This window comes from Vibrio sp. 10N.247.311.14, from assembly GCF_041467715.1.
GTDB lineage: Bacteria > Pseudomonadota > Gammaproteobacteria > Enterobacterales > Vibrionaceae > Vibrio > Vibrio crassostreae_C.
The window spans coordinates 1-17,682 of record NZ_JBFSVE010000013.1 but is presented as its reverse complement, the minus strand read 5'-3'; the positions used below and the strand labels follow the sequence as shown (position 1 = coordinate 17,682).

15 protein-coding genes are annotated in these 17,682 nt (G+C 44.8%); 2 read left to right on the top strand and 13 right to left on the bottom strand.

Annotated elements, in window-relative coordinates; genetic code table 11:
- Window positions 1–3: 3 nt before the first annotated feature.
- From rodA to leuS, 7 genes are all read right to left on the bottom strand, one after another.
- Window positions 4–1,125, bottom strand: a complete 1,122-nt coding sequence (gene rodA, locus AB6F11_RS06710) for a rod shape-determining protein RodA (RefSeq protein WP_017062334.1) — start codon at window positions 1,123–1,125, stop codon at window positions 4–6.
- Complete coding sequence (gene mrdA, locus AB6F11_RS06705) at window positions 1,125–3,017, bottom strand: penicillin-binding protein 2 (protein WP_017068507.1); 1,893 nt, start codon at window positions 3,015–3,017, stop codon at window positions 1,125–1,127. Before mrdA ends, rodA begins: the two co-directional genes overlap by 1 nt.
- Window positions 3,018–3,023: 6 nt before the next feature.
- The gene (rlmH, locus tag AB6F11_RS06700) at window positions 3,024–3,494 is read right to left on the bottom strand and encodes a 23S rRNA (pseudouridine(1915)-N(3))-methyltransferase RlmH (RefSeq protein ID WP_017068506.1); all 471 of its coding nucleotides are present in this window, start codon (window positions 3,492–3,494) and stop codon (window positions 3,024–3,026) included.
- Between the two features lie 3 nt (window positions 3,495–3,497).
- Window positions 3,498–3,815, bottom strand: a complete 318-nt coding sequence (gene rsfS, locus AB6F11_RS06695) for a ribosome silencing factor (protein WP_004735247.1) — start codon at window positions 3,813–3,815, stop codon at window positions 3,498–3,500.
- A gap of 66 nt (window positions 3,816–3,881) precedes the next feature.
- Window positions 3,882–4,907: a DNA polymerase III subunit delta gene (gene holA / locus AB6F11_RS06690; RefSeq protein WP_017068505.1), complete on the bottom strand. Its 1,026-nt coding sequence runs from the start codon at window positions 4,905–4,907 to the stop codon at window positions 3,882–3,884.
- Between the two features lie 12 nt (window positions 4,908–4,919).
- A complete protein-coding gene (gene lptE, locus AB6F11_RS06685) occupies window positions 4,920–5,558 on the bottom strand; it encodes an LPS assembly lipoprotein LptE (RefSeq protein ID WP_102321181.1) in 639 nt (212 codons plus the stop codon).
- Between the two features lie 179 nt (window positions 5,559–5,737).
- Window positions 5,738–8,314, bottom strand: a complete 2,577-nt coding sequence (leuS, locus tag AB6F11_RS06680; protein ID WP_102394093.1) for a leucine--tRNA ligase — start codon at window positions 8,312–8,314, stop codon at window positions 5,738–5,740.
- Between the two features lie 263 nt (window positions 8,315–8,577).
- On the opposite strand from leuS, the gene AB6F11_RS06675 reads away from it, so the two are divergent.
- Window positions 8,578–9,048: a zinc ribbon-containing protein gene (locus AB6F11_RS06675; protein ID WP_017062329.1), complete on the top strand. Its 471-nt coding sequence runs from the start codon at window positions 8,578–8,580 to the stop codon at window positions 9,046–9,048.
- Window positions 9,049–9,138: 90 nt separating this feature from the next.
- On the opposite strand, the gene lnt is transcribed toward AB6F11_RS06675, so the two are convergent.
- From lnt to miaB, 5 genes are all read right to left on the bottom strand, one after another.
- A complete protein-coding gene (gene lnt, locus AB6F11_RS06670) occupies window positions 9,139–10,656 on the bottom strand; it encodes an apolipoprotein N-acyltransferase (protein WP_102394094.1) in 1,518 nt (505 codons plus the stop codon).
- Between the two features lie 32 nt (window positions 10,657–10,688).
- Window positions 10,689–11,579: a CNNM family magnesium/cobalt transport protein CorC gene (gene corC / locus AB6F11_RS06665; RefSeq protein ID WP_012603382.1), complete on the bottom strand. Its 891-nt coding sequence runs from the start codon at window positions 11,577–11,579 to the stop codon at window positions 10,689–10,691.
- Window positions 11,580–11,699: 120 nt separating this feature from the next.
- Entirely contained in the window at window positions 11,700–12,161 is a 462-nt protein-coding gene (ybeY, locus tag AB6F11_RS06660; RefSeq protein ID WP_102394095.1) for an rRNA maturation RNase YbeY, read from the bottom strand.
- The gene (locus tag AB6F11_RS06655) at window positions 12,162–13,283 is read right to left on the bottom strand and encodes a PhoH family protein (RefSeq protein ID WP_017064169.1); all 1,122 of its coding nucleotides are present in this window, start codon (window positions 13,281–13,283) and stop codon (window positions 12,162–12,164) included. It lies immediately after the preceding gene.
- 163 nt (window positions 13,284–13,446) lie between these two features.
- Window positions 13,447–14,871: a tRNA (N6-isopentenyl adenosine(37)-C2)-methylthiotransferase MiaB gene (miaB, locus tag AB6F11_RS06650; RefSeq protein ID WP_017062326.1), complete on the bottom strand. Its 1,425-nt coding sequence runs from the start codon at window positions 14,869–14,871 to the stop codon at window positions 13,447–13,449.
- Between the two features lie 308 nt (window positions 14,872–15,179).
- Between miaB and AB6F11_RS06645 the strand changes: the two genes are divergently transcribed.
- Window positions 15,180–16,355: a 2-octaprenyl-3-methyl-6-methoxy-1,4-benzoquinol hydroxylase gene (locus AB6F11_RS06645; RefSeq protein WP_017064167.1), complete on the top strand. Its 1,176-nt coding sequence runs from the start codon at window positions 15,180–15,182 to the stop codon at window positions 16,353–16,355.
- 68 nt (window positions 16,356–16,423) lie between these two features.
- Here the strand turns inward: AB6F11_RS06645 and AB6F11_RS06640 are convergent, their stop codons facing one another.
- Window positions 16,424–17,470 (bottom strand): lactonase family protein, encoded by a 1,047-nt coding sequence (locus AB6F11_RS06640; RefSeq protein WP_102394096.1) that lies wholly within the window; start codon window positions 17,468–17,470, stop codon window positions 16,424–16,426.
- Between the last annotated feature and the right edge of the window lie 212 nt (window positions 17,471–17,682).

The following is a 17,682-nucleotide window of genomic DNA, read 5'->3' as shown; positions in this document are numbered from 1 at the left end:
CGATTAGGTCGCCTTTGAGAATGCTTTTCTGTGTGTATGTATCGACATTAAAATACCAAAACCAGCCATAAGGGTAACCATTGAAGTACCGCCATAACTGACTAGAGGAAGAGGAACACCAACTACAGGTAGAATGCCACTTACCATGCCAATGTTTACAAAAATATAAACGAAGAAGCTCAGTACAATACTTCCGCCCATCATTCGACCGAATGCGGTTTGAGCTTGGCTCGCAAGCACTAAGCCACGTCCAATAATAAACAGGTAGATCGCAAGCAAGAACAAGATACCGATCATGCCCCATTCTTCGGCGATGACCGCAAAAATGAAGTCGGTGTGGCGCTCTGGAATGAATTCTAATTGAGATTGAGTGCCTTGCAGCCAACCTTTTCCTGATATACCACCCGAACCTATCGCAATCTTACTTTGAATGATGTGGTAACCCGCACCTAATGGATCTGATTCAGGATCAAAAAGGGTTCTAACACGCACTTTTTGATATTCACGCATCAAGAAGAACCATAGGATTGGGATAAATGCCCCTAATGCGATTGCCGCGCTAGCAATGATTTTCCAACTGATACCAGCCAGGAATATCACGAAGATACCAGATGCGGCGATAAGGATAGATGTACCTAGGTCAGGCTGCTTTGCGATTAGAATCGTCGGTACAAACACCATCACTAGCGAGATCGCTAATGTTTGGAATGTTGGTGGAAGTGAGCGCTTACCGATAAATCGTGCCAGCATCAAAGGCACCGCGAGCTTTAATAGCTCTGACGGTTGGAATCGAACAAAGCCGAAGTTTAACCAACGCTGGGCGCCTTTAGAGGCTTCACCAAAGAACAACACGCCCAATAGCAAGATGACACCACCTACAAATAGCAGTGGTGCCAAGGTTTCATAAGTACGAGGTGAGATTTGCGCTAGGAAGATCATCACACCTAAAGACAGAGCCATGCGCATCGCCTGGCGGTCCATCATCGCAAGGCTTTGTCCGCTTGCGCTGTACATGATCAGCAGGGCAAAGCCCATTAAAACCAGAATGCCAAGCAAAAGCGGCAGGTCGATATGCAGCCTTTCGAATAGGGCTCTATTTCGTCCAGTTGAAGGATCAAGTTTCATTATTTAATTGGCTCACTTTGATAATCTTCTGCAAGGATAATATGGTCTAAAATCCTTCTTACTACTGGGCCGCCGTTAGAAGAACCGCCACCTGCGTTCTCTAGAACGATAGTCACGACGGCTTCAGGATCTTCAAAAGGCGCGTAACCCGTAAAGAGGGCGTGATCGCGTAAGTGCTCTGCGATTTCATCCGCGTTGTACTCTTCATCTTCTTTTAAGCCGAATACCTGCGCGGTACCCGATTTACCAGCGGTTTGGTAAGACATTTTCTGGAATGAACGTCTTGCCGTGCCTTTTTTACCGTGGTTAGCCAGCCTCATACCTTCCTGAGCGATATCCCAATACTTCTTCTTAACCCCGGTTAGCGGTGGGTAAGTTTCAATGTCCGACATGATTTGTTCATCGAATGGACGACCGTTATCAATGGTTGAACGAAGTAGGTGAGGTGCGGTTACTTCACCTTCATTGACCAAAACTGATGTGGCTTTTGCAATCTGCATGGGTGTTGCAGTCCAGTAGCCCTGTCCAATACCAACTGGAATAGTATCACCTTGATACCAAGGCACACGGTGTCTGGCCATCTTCCAATCACGAGTTGGCATATTGGCTTTGCTTTCTTCGTAGATATCGATGCCAGTATAATCACCAAAGCCGAACATCATCATCCATTTGGATATGCGATCAATGCCGAGATCATAAGCAATTTGGTAAAAGAAGGTATCCACCGACTCTTCAATCGCTTTTTCTATATCCACGACACCGTGTCCCCAACGCAACCAGTCACGGAATGGTCTCGTTTTTGAGTTTGGTATCTTCCAATAGCCTGGGTCATTGCGCGTAGTGTTTGGTGTAATAACACCTTCTTGCAGAGCAGCAACAGCAATGAAGGGTTTGATCGTCGATGCTGGTGGGTAAATCCCTAGCGTGGCACGGTTAACCAAAGGGCGGTTTTTGTCTTGAAGTAGCGCGTTATAGCCTTTAGACGAGATACCATGCACGAATGCGTTTGGGTCGTAGCTTGGGCTCGATACCATGGCTAACACGCCATTGTCTTTCGGATCGAGAACGATAGCTGAACCACGGCGGCCATCAAGTAACTTATGTACGTATAGCTGTAGCTTGATATCTAAGTTAAGTACGATATCTTTGCCTGGAACCGAAGGGACAAATTTGAGGGTACGAATCACTCGTCCACGACTGTTAACTTCGACTTCTTGGTAGCCAGCTGTACCGTGCAACATATCTTCGTAATAACGCTCAATACCCAACTTACCGATATCACGTGTAGCTTGGTAATTGGCGTCTTTTTCTTCTCGCATCAAGCGCTGCATATCACGGTCATTGATGCGCGATACATAGCCTATTACGTGAGTGAGCACATCACCGTAAGGGTAGAAACGCTTCAAAGTTCCCGTAACTTCAACACCTGGGAATTTGTGTTGGTTTACAGAGAAGACGGCAACTTGTTCTTCAGACAGTTGATTAAGAATAGGTACTGATTTAAAGCGTCGTGAATTACGACGATCACGATTAAAGCGCTCGATACGCTCTGGCGGGATCTCAATTAATGCTTGCAGACGAGCAAGCGTGTCATCCATATCTTTAATTTTTTCGGGTATGATTTCTAGATTGAAAACAGGACGGTTTTCGGCAAGAAGTATACCGTTGCGATCGTAAATCAAACCACGGTTAGGGGCGATCGGAACGACCTTGATACGGTTGTCGTTAGAACGAGTTTTATAGTCTTGGTATTGATTGACCTGAATGTTGTACAGGTTAACAACCAACATCGACATCATGACTATGATCCCCGCAAACGCAACAAAAGCACGGCTAGTAAATAGTCGTGCTTCTGCTTTGTAATCGCGGATTTGGCTACGTTTACGTAACATTAACGCTTATTCTCGATGATAAGGGTGGTTAGCAGTGATGCTCCAAGCTCGATACAAGCTTTCAGCCATGATAACGCGTACTAATGGGTGAGGGAGAGTAAGCGCAGACAGAGACCAACTTTGGTCTGCGGCCGCTTTACATGCAGGTGCTAATCCTTCAGGCCCGCCAATTAGGATAGATACGTCACGTCCATCCAGCTTCCAACTTTCTAATTGCTCAGCAAGTTGAGGTGTATCCCACTTTCTACCTGGGATATCGAGCGTGACAATACGGTTGCCTTTTGGAACTGCAGCCAGCATCGCTTCACCTTCTTTTTGAAGAATGCGTGCAATATCTGCATTTTTACCGCGCTTTCCTGCAGTAATTTCAATGAGCTCTAATGGCATATCGTGAGGGAAGCGGCGTTTGTATTCTTGAAACCCTTCTTCAACCCACTTTGGCATTTTTGTGCCAACTGCGATTAACTGGATCTTCAAAGCTTAGCCCCAAAGTTTTTCTAGTTGGTACAGCTCACGATGCTCTTCTTGCATAACGTGAAGCATGCTTGTGCCCATATCTAGAACAACCCATTCACCTTCTTGCTGACCGTCCATACCTAGAGGTTGCATACCCGCTTTACGCACTTCATCAGCAACATGCTGTGCAATAGAGGCAACATGGCGTTTAGAGGTGCCAGTACAAACAATCATGTAATCAGTAACGCTTGATTTGCCTTCTACATCGATAGTTACAATCGATTCTGCTTTCATGTCGTCGGCTTTGTCTGCAAGAAAATCTTTTAGTTCTTCACGTAACACTGGGTGTTCCTTTAATCTGAATTTAGCTTTGTTTAGGGCTTGTTGACCCTAGAATATAACACGCTTTTATGCGTGGAATGGTATTGAAGCTGAAGGGATACAAAACTCTACGCTTAACTGATGAATTAGTGGCCAAGGCGACTGCTCATATTGAGTTTTTGTCATCAATTCAGCTTGAGTGAGCAACGCGAACAAAGAGTGTAATTGAGAAATCGAAACTCTTGTTAGCGCGGCGTTATAAAGAGGCTTTTTAGATTGCCAGATACGGTGTTTTTCGAAGACCTGACCAATCGGCATCTGTTTCATTTGTTGCTGCATTTGTAATAGCAGAGCAAGCTCTCGTTGTATGCTACGTAATAAAATGACGGGTTCGACACCTTCAGCTTCTAGCTGACGCAGGATTCGTTGTGCTCGGTTACCTTTGCCTGCCAATAACGCATCACTCCAATGGAATGGAGTAAAATGGTTGTGTCGACTCAGCGATTCTTCTAAGCGTACTAACGTGAGTTTTCCATCTGGGTATTGGAGAGCCAGTTTTTCTAGGCTTTGGGTGAGAGCAAATAGATTACCCTCATGCCATTGCGCCAGCATTTGAATCGCTTCAGGGTCTGGCGTTAAACCGATTTGACGGCAACGCGCTTGGACAAACTGAGGTAACCGACTGACATCTGGCGTTAGGCAACTGACCCAGTGACCCTGATTCGAAAGAGCCTTAAACCACTTAGCGCTTTCTTGAGCTTTGGTGAGCTTAGTGCCCACCAAGATTAACAAGATATCACTGTGGATATGCTCGGAGATTGCGAGTAGCTCTTTCGCTATTGCGGCATTGACGCCTGACTCTGGCAGTTCAAGCTCGATGACCTGACGGCTAGAGAATAGGCTCAGTGCTTGAGTGCAGTCGTAGACTTGATTCCAGTCGAGACTGCTATCAATCGCAAAGCGGTGACGTTCTTCAAAGCCTTGCTGTTTTGCAGCCTTTTGAATCGCTTCTCGGCTCTCTTGCAACAGTAGCGGTTCGTTACCAAAAATTAGGTAAACATTACTCAACTGTTTAATAAGTTGCTCTGATAAGCGGTCAGCAAAAATACGCATCAAATAAACCTATTACTCAGCCGAATCGCTAAGTATTGGTTGTTCTTCTGAAGCTGGTACGATCTCAACATTCTTGATGTTGTATTGCTTTTCGAGTTCTTTCACTTGAACGTGCTCTAGTGCATCTAGGTCCATGCTATCAGCTGCAATGTTCGCTTTTAGTCGAGCCATCTGACGAAGGATTTGGCTTGTTGCCAACTTACGCATCTCATCTTCGATCATGTCTCGTTCAACCGACTTCGCAAGTGCAGTTAGCGGGTTATCTAGGTAACTACGGGTTACGCTGGTTGAGAACGTCTTTGAGCCTAGATCCGGGACAGTTACGCGGTATGAAGCGCGGAATGTCAGTTCTTTCTCTGCTGCACGAGTGTTTTGGTATAGAGACAGAGTTCGCTCACCTACGCTCTCACTAATAATATGCAGGTTAGGTGTATTCTCAGCCGGTGGCACAATTTCTACATCATTCATACGCAGTTGACCTTTCATCATACGTGTAAACGTACTGTATTGGTCGTAACTGGTTACGGAGATCTTGTTGAGTTCTTCTGGTACGGAGTAATCACCACGTAGGTGGAAACCACACGCACTTAATAGGCTGACGGTTAAAACAACAACAGTAACTTTCAATGAAGATAGTGAAATCAGGCGCATTATTTGATGGCTCTCATGAAGGTAGAATACTTATTTAAAGGCTTTAGTTCGTTTGAGTGGTTAGGCTCAAGTCTAAAGCGCTTAAATAAGTAGACAGGGCAATTAGCTACCCTGTCTACAGACTGCTTTTGATGAATTAAGTTCGTTAATTCTTTAGCAATTGCATTGTGCTAACGAAATTAGTTAGCAACGATGTTTAGAAGCTTACCTGGTACGAAGATAACTTTACGGATAGTTAAGCCATCTAGGAACTTCTTAGCGTTCTCATCGTTTAGACCAAGCTCACGAACTTGCTCTTCTGTTGCATCAGCAGCAACGGTTAGTTTCGCACGTAGCTTACCGTTGATCATAACAACGATAGTTTTCTCGTCTTCAACTAGCGCTTTCTCATCGAAAGTTGGCCATGTTGCTGAGTCTACGTTTGATTCACCAAGTGCAATCCACATTTCGTAAGAGATGTGTGGCGTCATTGGGTAAAGCATGCGTACTACCGCTTTTAGCGCTTCGTCAAGGATTGCACGATCTTGTGCAGATTCTTGAGGTGCTTTCGCCAGCTTGTTCATCAGTTCCATGATTGCAGCGATTGCCGTGTTGAACGTTTGGCGACGGCCAATATCGTCCGTTACTTTCGCGATAGTTTTATGGATATCACGACGAAGTGCTTTTTGGTCGCCAGATAGCGCAGAAGCATCAACAGATTCAACAGCACCCTTAGAAGAGTGAGCGTGAACCAATTTCCAAACACGTTTAAGGAAGCGGTTAGCCCCTTCAACGCCAGACTCTTGCCACTCAAGCGTCATGTCTGCAGGTGATGCAAACATCATGAATAGACGTACTGTATCAGCGCCGTACTTGTCTACCATCTCTTGTGGGTCGATACCGTTGTTCTTAGACTTAGACATTTTGATCATGCCTGAGTGTTCAACTTCACGACCTTGATCGTCGACTGCTTTTTCGATGCGACCTTTACCGTCACGTTCAACCGTTACGTCAGTCGGTGCAATCCACTCTTTGGTGCCTTTTTCGTTTTCGTGATAGAACGCGTCAGCCAGAACCATGCCTTGACATAGTAGTTGCTTGAACGGTTCATCAGACGTCACGTAGCCAGCATCACGTAGAAGCTTATGGAAGAAACGAGAGTAAAGCAGGTGCATACAAGCGTGCTCGATACCACCAACGTATTGGTCAACTGGTAGCCAGTAGTTTGCTTTCTCTGGATCTAGAATGTCGTCTGCTTGCGGTGAACAGTAACGTGCGTAGTACCAAGAAGACTCCATAAACGTATCGAACGTGTCAGTCTCACGTAGAGCGGGTTCGCCGTTGAATGTTGTTTCAGCCCAAGACTTGTCAGCCTTGATTGGGCTCGTTACGCCATCCATTACTACATCTTCAGGAAGAATGACTGGCAGTTGGTCTGCTGGTACTGGGTGAACTTCACCGTCTTCAGTGGTTACCATTGGGATTGGAGCGCCCCAGTAACGTTGACGAGATACACCCCAGTCACGTAGACGGAAGTTTACTGTCTTCTTACCTTTGCCTTCAGCTTCAAGCTTCGCAGCAATTGCATCGAATGCTTCTTGGAACGCAAGACCATCGAATTCACCAGAATCAAACAGTACACCTTTTTCAGTGTAAGCCGCTTCAGACACGTCTAGTTCAGAACCATCTTCAGGTTTGATTACTGGGATGATATCGATGCCGTACTTAGTTGCGAACTCGTAGTCACGTTGATCGTGAGCAGGAACCGCCATTACCGCACCTGTGCCGTAATCCATAAGTACGAAGTTTGCTACGTATACAGGAACAACACGACCGTTAAGAGGGTGGATAGCCGTTAGGCCAGTATCCATACCTTTCTTTTCCATCGTTGCGAGTTCAGCTTCAGCAACTTTAGTGTTACGACACTCTTCAACGAATGCAGCAAGCTCTGGGTTGTTCTTCGATGCTTTCTCTGCAAGAGGGTGACCTGCAGCGATACCAACGTAAGAAACACCCATTAGTGTATCTGGACGTGTTGTGTACACTTCTAATGGTGCTTCTTCGCCGTTAACAGCGAAAGATAGCTCAACACCTTCAGAGCGGCCGATCCAGTTGCGCTGCATGGTCTTAACCATTTCAGGCCAACCTTCAAGGTTGTCTAGATCGTCTAGTAGCTCTTGAGCGTACTCAGTGATTTTAATAAACCACTGTGGAATTTTCTTTTGCTCTACTGGAGTGTCACAACGCCAGCAACAACCGTCTTCTACTTGCTCATTTGCCAGTACTGTTTGGTCGTTTGGACACCAGTTCACTGAAGATGTCTTCTTGTAAACCAGGCCTTTTTCGTAAAGCTTAGTGAAGAACTCTTGTTCCCAACGGTAGTACTCTGGAGTACACGTTGCGAATTCACGGTTCCAGTCGTAACCAAAGCCTAGAAGCTTAAGCTGGTTCTTCATGTACTCAATGTTTTCGTAAGTCCATGGTGCAGGTGCTGTATTGTTTTTAACAGCGGCGTTTTCTGCAGGTAGGCCGAATGCATCCCAACCAATTGGCTGCATTACGTTTTTGCCTTGTAGACGTTGGAAACGAGATACCACATCACCGATGGTGTAGTTACGCACGTGACCCATGTGCAGTCGGCCACTTGGGTAAGGGAACATAGAAAGACAGTAGAATTTTTCTTTGTTTGGGTCTTCACTTACAACGAAAGTCTCGCTGTTATCCCAGTGTTGTTGAACCTTTTGTTCAATCTCTTGCGGGTTATATTGTTCTTGCATCGATGGTATCCGGTTATCTTGGAATTTGTGAGTTCGGTTAGAACAGAATCTTACAGATCGTCATAGAATACCTAAAGGAGCTGAGTACAACAATAGTTATACCCTTCATACTTGCAGTTGCCGCTTAGTAGATTGTGTAATTTTCACTGAATTTCGCAGGGCAACTATACTTAAGAGTATGAATTGCATTTGTTTGTAAGCGGGAGTGCATTGCAGCGCATCCGTTTGCTCACTAAAAGGTTAGTTATCTTAAGGAGGTTGTTATGCCGAAGAAAAAAGCGCTCTATGAAGAAGTCGTCGAAGAGGTGATTGAAACGCTGAAGCATAGCCCTGAAGAGCTCAACAACAAAATCGAAACGTCGGGCAAGTTTGCGAAAGCAGCTAATGATATGACTAAAGATGAGCTTTCATTGATCTCTGCCTACGTGAAGTCGGACTTAAAAGAGTTTTCCGAAAGCTATGAAGAGAGTAAAAGCGGTCCATTCTATTTGATGATTGCGGACTCTATTTGGCAAGGGCTGTTGGATATTACTGATCGTACTAAGGTGGAATGGGTTGAACTGTTCCAAGACTTAGAACACCAAGGCTTGTATCAAGCGGGTGAAGTCATTGGCTTGGGAACCTTAGTATGTGACGAGTGTGGTCACCAAACCGAATATAACCACCCAACCAATATCATTCCATGCATTAAATGTGGTTCTAAAGGGTTTAGTCGTAAAGCCCTTAAACCGTAAGCTTCTGAACCATAGCGTATCAACACAAAACCACAGCAATGAAAAAGGGTTGACCCGATCAGTCAACCCTCAAATCACTTTTCGTCGAATCTAGCTTTTTGGCTTTCTAATTACCCAACCAATCACCAAGCTGAGCATCGCCCAGATATACAGTGGCCAAGTACCTACTGTGTGATAAGGCGTTTGACCATCCGTTGAAATGAGTTCAGCTTTTAACACTGCCGTTTCAAACTGAGGTACTTGTTTGAGGATATTGCCTTTGTAATCGGTAACTGCCGTCACACCATTGTTGGTCGAGCGAATAACTGGCTTACCAAGCTCCAGAGCACGCATCTGTGCGATTTCCATATGTTGCAGAGGGCCAATCGAACGACCAAACCACGCATCGTTAGAGAGCGTTAAAATAAAGTCAGTCTCGTCGGTTACGTTCTGTCTAACTTGATCATTAAAGATGATCTCATAACACAGTGCCGGCGCTAAGTGACGACCATTTGCCACTATGTTTGGTTGAACAAAGTCGCCACGGCTAAATGATGACATTGGCAAGTTAAAAAAAGGTGCTAATGGACGCAAGATATCTTCAAACGGCACAAACTCACCAAATGGTAACAGGTGGTGTTTATGGTAGCGTTCGTCTGGATCGTAGCTGTACTCACCATATGGATTCACGCCGATAGAAAGAACACTGTTGTAGTATTTCTTATCTTCAGACTGATTCAGTACACCGGTAATGATCGAGCTGTTGTTCATCTTCGCTGCGCTATCCAAGTTACGTAGGAAAGATGGGATCTCAACTTCGAATGCTGGAATAGCGGCTTCAGGCCAGATGATGATGTCCGCTCCCCAATTTTCTCTGCTTAGGTCGGTGTACTTCATCATGGTCGGCCAGCGATGACTCGGCAGCCATTTGCTGTCTTGATCGACGTTGCCTTGGATTAAGACGACTGACGTGGTTTTTTCAGGGTTCGGCGTGACCCAGTCGATGTTGCGAATACCAAAGCCTGCACTAAATACGACGGCGGGAATGAGAGCGATGCTCCAAGCTCGGTTAACAATCGCATAAGTGAATGCAGAGGCTGAAACAATGATCGCTAAAGTTACTAGATCTACGCCGCCAATCGGTGCAAATGAACCTAATGGCGAATCGATTTGGCTGTAGCCTAACCAAAGCCAAGGGAAGCCCGTCATTACCCATCCACGCAGCCAATCGCTGACTAACCACAATGCAGGAGCTGCGAGGAAAAAGCGGCTTAGGTTATTGGCAGGGAAGAATTTATTCAAACCCCAGGTAAATAGCCCTGAATAAACGGCTAGGTAGCCAACAAGCAATGCCATCAAAAATAGGTTGGCTGCCAGTGGCATGCCGCCAAAACCATCAATGCTGACGTATACCCAGCTGATACCTGTGGTGAATTGACCTAAACCCCATGCGTAGCCAATCCAAAGCGCACTTTTAGGAGAGCGGTTGTGGATCAGTAACAGCAACAAAGCTGGGCTGAGAATAGCAAGAGGCCATATAGAGTATGGAGCGAATGAAAGGGTGGTTATAGCGCCAACAAAAACGGCCGCAAGCGGCCGTAATAGGCGATGAATAAAGGTATTAGTCATCTAATTTCTGTCATCTCTTTAGAGAGAAGTTGTTATTCTTCGATAGTCGGAAGAGGCTGTTCGTCAGGAATGGTTACCTGTAGCTGAATCACACGACGGTTATCTGCTGATGTTATTTTGAAATGGTAGTTTTCGATTTCTACAATTTCGCCACGAACCGGCAGGTGGCCGAGTGCTGTCATAACCATGCCGCCTACCGTATCCACTTCGTCGTCACTAAAGGCAGTGTTAAACGTATCGTTGAACTCTTCAATAGTGGTTAAAGCTTTTACAGAGAAGGTATGCTTACTCAGCTTACGAATATCTAGCTCTTCTTCATCGTCGAACTCGTCTTCAATTTCACCAACGATTTCTTCGAGGATATCTTCAATGGTTACCAGGCCAGAAACTCCACCAAACTCATCGACAACGATAGACATGTGGTAACGCTCTTCTTGGAACTCCTTAAGCAGGCGATCAACTCGCTTACTTTCAGGAACAACCACGACAGGGCGAATCACTTGTTCGATATCAAATGGAGCACTTTCTGAACCCAAATACTTAAGTAGGTCCTTCGCTAATAGAATGCCTTCAACATGGTCTTTATCTTCACTGATCACTGGGTAGCGAGAGTGTTGAGCATCAGTAATGAGCGCAATCAATGTATCTAGATCATCTGTGCGTTCAACTGTAACCATTTGAGAGCGAGGCAGCATGATATCGCGTACTCGCATCTCTGAAATTTCCATAACACCCTCGAGCATGTCGCGTGTGTCGTGGTCAATTAGGTCATTAATTTCTGAGTCGCGGATTACATCTACGAGCTCTTGGCGATCTTTTACTTCACCTTGAAATAGTTGGCCTAGGCGTTCAAAGAAGGACTTTCTACTCGGACCTTCAGATTTTTTACTTCCCTCAGAAGTGGGGGGGTTACCTTCGTTCATGATTTCTCAAAAAATAACGCTATCAGAAGTGTGATAGCACACGTTACAACTCAGATTCCTGTGAAAATCACAGGTTCGATGAGTTATTGTTTCTCTGCAACCTACTTTACTAGAATCAATTTACTTTTCTAGAATGTAAGGGTCTTCAAACCCCATAGATTGCATGATTTCTGTCTCGAGTGACTCCATCTCTTCAGCTTCATCATCTTCGATATGATCATAACCTAGCAGATGCAGACAGCCATGTACAACCATATGAGCCCAGTGTGCTAGCAGAGGCTTACTTTGCTCTTCTGCTTCTTTTTCGACAACTTGGCGGCAGATAATGAGGTCGCCCAGTAGATCTAACTCGATCCCTGGAGGAGCCTCGAATGGAAAAGACAACACGTTAGTTGGCTTATCTTTGCCACGATATTCATGATTGAGCTGGTGGCTTTCTTGTGTATCAACGATACGAACCGTCAACTCAGCGTTCTCTTGAAACTGAGGAATTGTCTTGTCCAACCAAAGCTGAATATCTTGCTCAGTTGGAAGACCTTGCTCATTTTCGACCGCTAATTGCAGGTCTAGTTCAATAGACATCTATTTATCACCTTGTTCTGCAATTACAGAGCTATTTTGTGTTGCTAATTGTGTCGTAACTACCTGCTGAGCCTCAAGAAGTTTGGCTTCACGCTCTTCACGTTTACGCTTTTCAAACTCTTTGCGCTCTTTCTGGTCTTTTGCTTCCCACTTCTCGTATGCGTTGACGATACGAGCAACTACAGGGTGACGAACGACGTCTTCAGACATGAAGAAGTTAAAGCTAATGTCGTCGACTTCATTGAGCACTTCAGTCGCATGGCGTAAGCCTGATTTTGCACCACGAGGTAAATCGATTTGCGTAATATCACCTGTGATCACAGCGCGTGAGTTAAAACCGATACGGGTTAAGAACATCTTCATCTGTTCTACCGTGGTGTTTTGGCTCTCATCAAGAATGATAAACGCATCATTCAATGTACGACCACGCATGTAAGCCAGTGGCGCAACTTCAATTACGTTACGTTCAATCAGCTTCTCAACTCGCTCAAAGCCAAGCATCTCAAACAGCGCATCGTAAAGTGGACGTAAATATGGGTCTACTTTTTGGCTTAAATCACCCGGTAGGAAACCAAGCTTCTCACCGGCTTCAACAGCAGGACGAGTCAGTAGGATTCGGCGAACCTCTTGGCGTTCAAGTGCATCAACTGCTGCAGCAACGGCTAAGTAGGTTTTACCTGTACCTGCTGGCCCAATACCAAAGGTGATGTCATGAGTCACCATGTTCATTAGGTACTGTGCTTGGTTTGGCGTTCGAGGTTTGATGACGCCTTTTTTAGTCTTAATGGTCACTTCTTTGCCGTAGTCAATTTCAGACTCGACGTGTTGCTCCAAAATGCCTGACTCGGTGATCGCCAGATGTATTTGCTCTGGTTCGATATCGATTATGTTGCCTTTAACTGGAGCCGTTTCAACATAGAGGTGTTTGATGATGTCTAAAGCTGCGGCTGTAGTGTGAGGCTTACCAACAATGGTGAAAAAGTTGCTACGGTAATTAATCTCAACGCCCAGACGACGCTCAAGATGCTTGATGTTGTCGTCAAATGGTCCGCATAAACTTGCCAAGCGCTTGTTGTCTGCTGGTTCTAGATTTATCTCTAAGGTAACGATTTTATTGCTCAAATTAGCCTCTCATTTTGTGCCACTCACTCTTAAATAAAACAAAGAGCAAAAAGCCCGATTTAGACCGGGCTTCTGATGGTGATATCCCTATTTCTAAGATGGTCACTTAGTTAGGTAATTTCAAGCTTTGTGTTTGCGCTTTGTGCTCAAACAGTTGTATTGCCTATGGCGTAAATGTCGCTACACCTAGCTCGTCTTCACGTTTTGTTTTTTCCATCATTTCTGCTGGAGTCATAACAACGCGTAGACCCATGTCTTTTTCTGTGCGAACTAGCTCACCACGTAGTGAGTTGGTGTAAACCTCAGTGATCTTCACATCTACGAATTGACCGATTAGGTCTGCAGAACCTTCGAAGTTCACAACACGGCTGTTTTCTGTACGGCCGCGAAGTTCCATTAGGTTCTTTCTTGATGGGCCTTCAACAAGGATACGTTGCTCTGTGCCTAACATTAGACGAGAGAAACGCATAGCTTGTGTGTTTACCGTTTGCTGCAGTTCGTACAGACGATCTTTCTTCTCTTGTGCTGGTACATCACATGGGTAATCTGCCGCTGGCGTACCTGGACGTGGAGAGAAAACAAAGCTGAAGCTCATATCGAAATCAACGTCTTTAATTAGCTTCATTGTATCTTCGAAGTCTTGCTTAGACTCACCAGGGAAACCAACAATAAAGTCAGAGCTGATTTGAATGTCAGGGCGAGCTTTACGCAGTTTACGGATAATAGATTTGTACTCGATAGCCGTATGTGGGCGCTTCATCATCGTAAGAATACGGTCACTACCACTTTGTACTGGTAGGTGAAGGAAGCTCACTAGCTCTGGTGTGTCTTTGTAAACTTCAATGATGTCGTCACCAAACTCAAGCGGGTGGCTTGTTGTGAAACGAATACGGTCGATACCGTCGATAGAAGCAACAAGACGAAGCAGTTCTGCGAATGAACAGATATCGCCTTCGTGTGTTGGACCGCGGTATGCGTTTACGTTTTGACCTAGCAGGTTAACTTCACGTACGCCTTGCTCTGCAAGTTGAGCAACTTCGAAAAGTACATCATCCATTGGACGGCTAACTTCTTCGCCACGTGTGTATGGTACAACGCAGTAAGTACAGTATTTAGAACAACCTTCCATGATAGAAACGAACGCCGTCGCGCCTTCAGCTTTTGGCTCTGGCAGGTTATCGAACTTTTCGATCTCTGGGAAAGAGATATCCATTACTGGCTTTTCGTTAGACAGTGATGATTTAATCATCTCTGGCAAACGGTGTAATGTTTGTGGGCCAAAGATAACGTCTACGTAAGGTGCACGTTGACGAATGTGATCACCTTCTTGAGTCGCTACACAGCCACCCACACCGATCACCACACCTTCTTTTTTATCTTTAAGCGTTTTCCAACGACCAAGCTGGTGGAATACTTTTTCTTGCGCTTTTTCGCGGATAGAACAAGTATTCAATAGTAGTACGTCTGCTTCCTCAGGCACTTCAGTTAGCTCATAGCCATTTGCAGCGTTAAGCAGGTCGGCCATTTTTGATGAATCATATTCATTCATCTGACAGCCCCAAGTTTTAATTAGCAGTTTCTTACTCATTATATGTTCGCTCGATCGTTAGTTTAATTTAAGGGAGCAAATCGCCCATTATTCATCCGCTAGCCCCGTTTGTCATAATTCGGTATTCAATTTTATGACAGGCTCTAGCGGCAAGCGGCGTATTGTACTGGTTTCAAAACCGACTGACTAGTAGTCTGAACAAATCTCTTATGTAGTGGTTTTTATTATCGTTAACGCCATATGCCATAAGGGATAACCCTTTTTTCGAATAAGGTTTTTGGTTACAAGTTAGTTATGAAAAAGTACAATCAAAAACAGTCAAAGAATCAAACTGATAAGTACGAAATATGAACAGTTACGATATTGTAGTAGTCGGTGGCGGCATGGTTGGCGCAGCAACAGCAATCGGTTTTGCAAAGCAAGGTCTGAGTGTTGCGGTGATCGAAGGTTTTGCCCCACAAGCTTTTGATGAATCGCAAGCGATGGACATTCGTGTGTCAGCGATTTCTCAAGCATCGGTCGATTTGCTTGAAGATCTTGGTGCATGGCAAAGTATTGCAGCAATGCGAGTGTGTTCTTATAAACGTTTAGAGACGTGGGAGCACCCAGAGTGTCGTACTCGATTTGATGCTGCCTCACTAGACCTTCCTCGTTTGGGCTATATCGTTGAGAACAGACTCATTCAATTAGGTTTATGGTCTCAATTTGATGCCTACGACAATCTCGAACTGTTATGCCCAGAAAAGCTCGATGTGATTGAGTTTGGTGAAATCAATATCGTAAAGCTTCAATCAGGGGCTGAGTTGTCTGCGAAGTGGGTGGTTGGTGCTGATGGTGCGAATTCAGCCGTTCGCCAACAAGCTGGAATTGGCATCACGGCTTGGGATTATCGACAACACTGTATGCTTATCAATGTAGAAACAGAACAACCTCAGCAAGATATTACTTGGCAGCAATTTCTACCAAGTGGCCCTCGTTCATTTTTGCCTTTGTGTTCTCTAACCTCTGACGGTCAAGAAGTCGGGCTGGGCTCGTTAGTTTGGTATGATTCTCCACTGCGTATTAAGCAACTGTCAGCAATGGCCCCTGAAAAACTACGTAACGAAGTACTTACTCACTTTCCTAAAGAGTTAGGTGATATCAAAGTCTTGAATTCGGGTTCTTTTCCTCTGACACGACGTCATGCTCAATCATACTCGAAGAATAACTGTATTTTGGTCGGAGACTCTGCGCATACCATCAACCCTTTGGCTGGGCAGGGTGTTAACTTAGGCTTCAAAGATGTATCAGTACTGCTGGATGTCACCAAAGAAAAGGGTGAATTGAACCAGTCTGTAGCAAGACGCTATGAAGTGATCAGAAGAGGCGACAATCTAATGATGCAAAGTGGCATGGATTTCTTCTACAAGACATTCAGCAACGACATTGGCCCACTGAAATTTGTACGTAATGCTGCTCTAAAACTAGCTGAAAATTCAGGCCCGATTAAAGCTCAAGTATTGAAATACGCTTTGGGTCTCTAATTGAGCGTTTAAGACTGCTTATGAAAAGAAGGAGAGCGAATGCTCTCCTTTTTTGTATCAGATGACTACTATCGCTGTTGCGTCACACAAACCGGTGCATCGATCTCTAAAGAGTACCCTGTATAAACCAAAGACCCATCTTCATTATCTCGCTTGAATGAGGTGATGTTGTTGGAGTGCTGGTTGGCGGCGATAAGCCATTTCCCATCGTTCGTTATATGGAAGTCTCTTGGGAATTTGCCTTCAGTGTCGTAGCTATCAATGAAAGTCAGCCTTTGAGTCTCAGAGTCGATTTTGAAGCTACTGATTCTTGATTGGTGTCGACATGACACATAAAGGAATTGCTCATCAGGCGATAGCTTAATCGCAGCTGCGGCTTCTCCCTTCTCCATATTAGGCAATGCATCAATCTCTTCCACTACATTCCAAATGCCTAAAACCTTTTCCAAAGTCAGCAACGTTTCAGAGAGTTCACAGACCACATAGGCTCTGTCTTCAGCTTTGTTAAAGATTAAATGGCGAGGTCCATTGCCGGCGGGCACCTTAATAGACTGCATTGGCTCATCAAGGAACTCTTCTTGCTCTTCATCAAAGCAATAGAAGTTGATGCGATCGGTGCCGAGATCGACAGTCACAAACTGTGGTAAGTTTTGTAAGAACAGGCATTGATGGGCGTGTGGGCTAGTTTGTCTCTCTTTGTTTGGCCCGGAACCAACCATCTGGATTGTTTTGAGTCGTTTATCGATGCTGCCGTTGATACTTAAGCTAAAAATATCGAATGTGCCTGATGAGTATTGCGACGTGATAGCAAACTTATTGTGTGGATCTATCGCGACGTGACAAGGGTGATCTCCCGAGATGAGGCTTGTATTGTGTGTTAGCTGTGAATCAACATTAGGTATATGAATGAGCTGGGGCTGTTTTTGCTGGTCCACTTCCGATGCAGTATAGATCCCAGTCTTTGTTACAGTAATAAAAGAGGGGTTAGTACATTTGATGATCAGCTCTAGAGGTAATAGTTTTCCTGTTTCTAGATCTAACTGAGTTTGATAAACACCTTGGCTTTTACTTGGTGTATCTGTGTAGCAACCGATCGTTAAGGGGAGGGGTTTCATAGGCTAGTCATACTCAATTAGAAAATGGAGCTGACATTGTCTTATAAAATCGTATTAAAAGTGAGGTTATAGAAGAGAATACTTGGTGACTTGGCTAGCAGATTTGCATATTCCAGATAAAACAAAACCCAGCTAAAAAGCTGGGTTCTATTTAATGATGGTGCGGTCGGAGAGACTTGAACTCTCACACCTCTCGGCGCCAGAACCTAAAT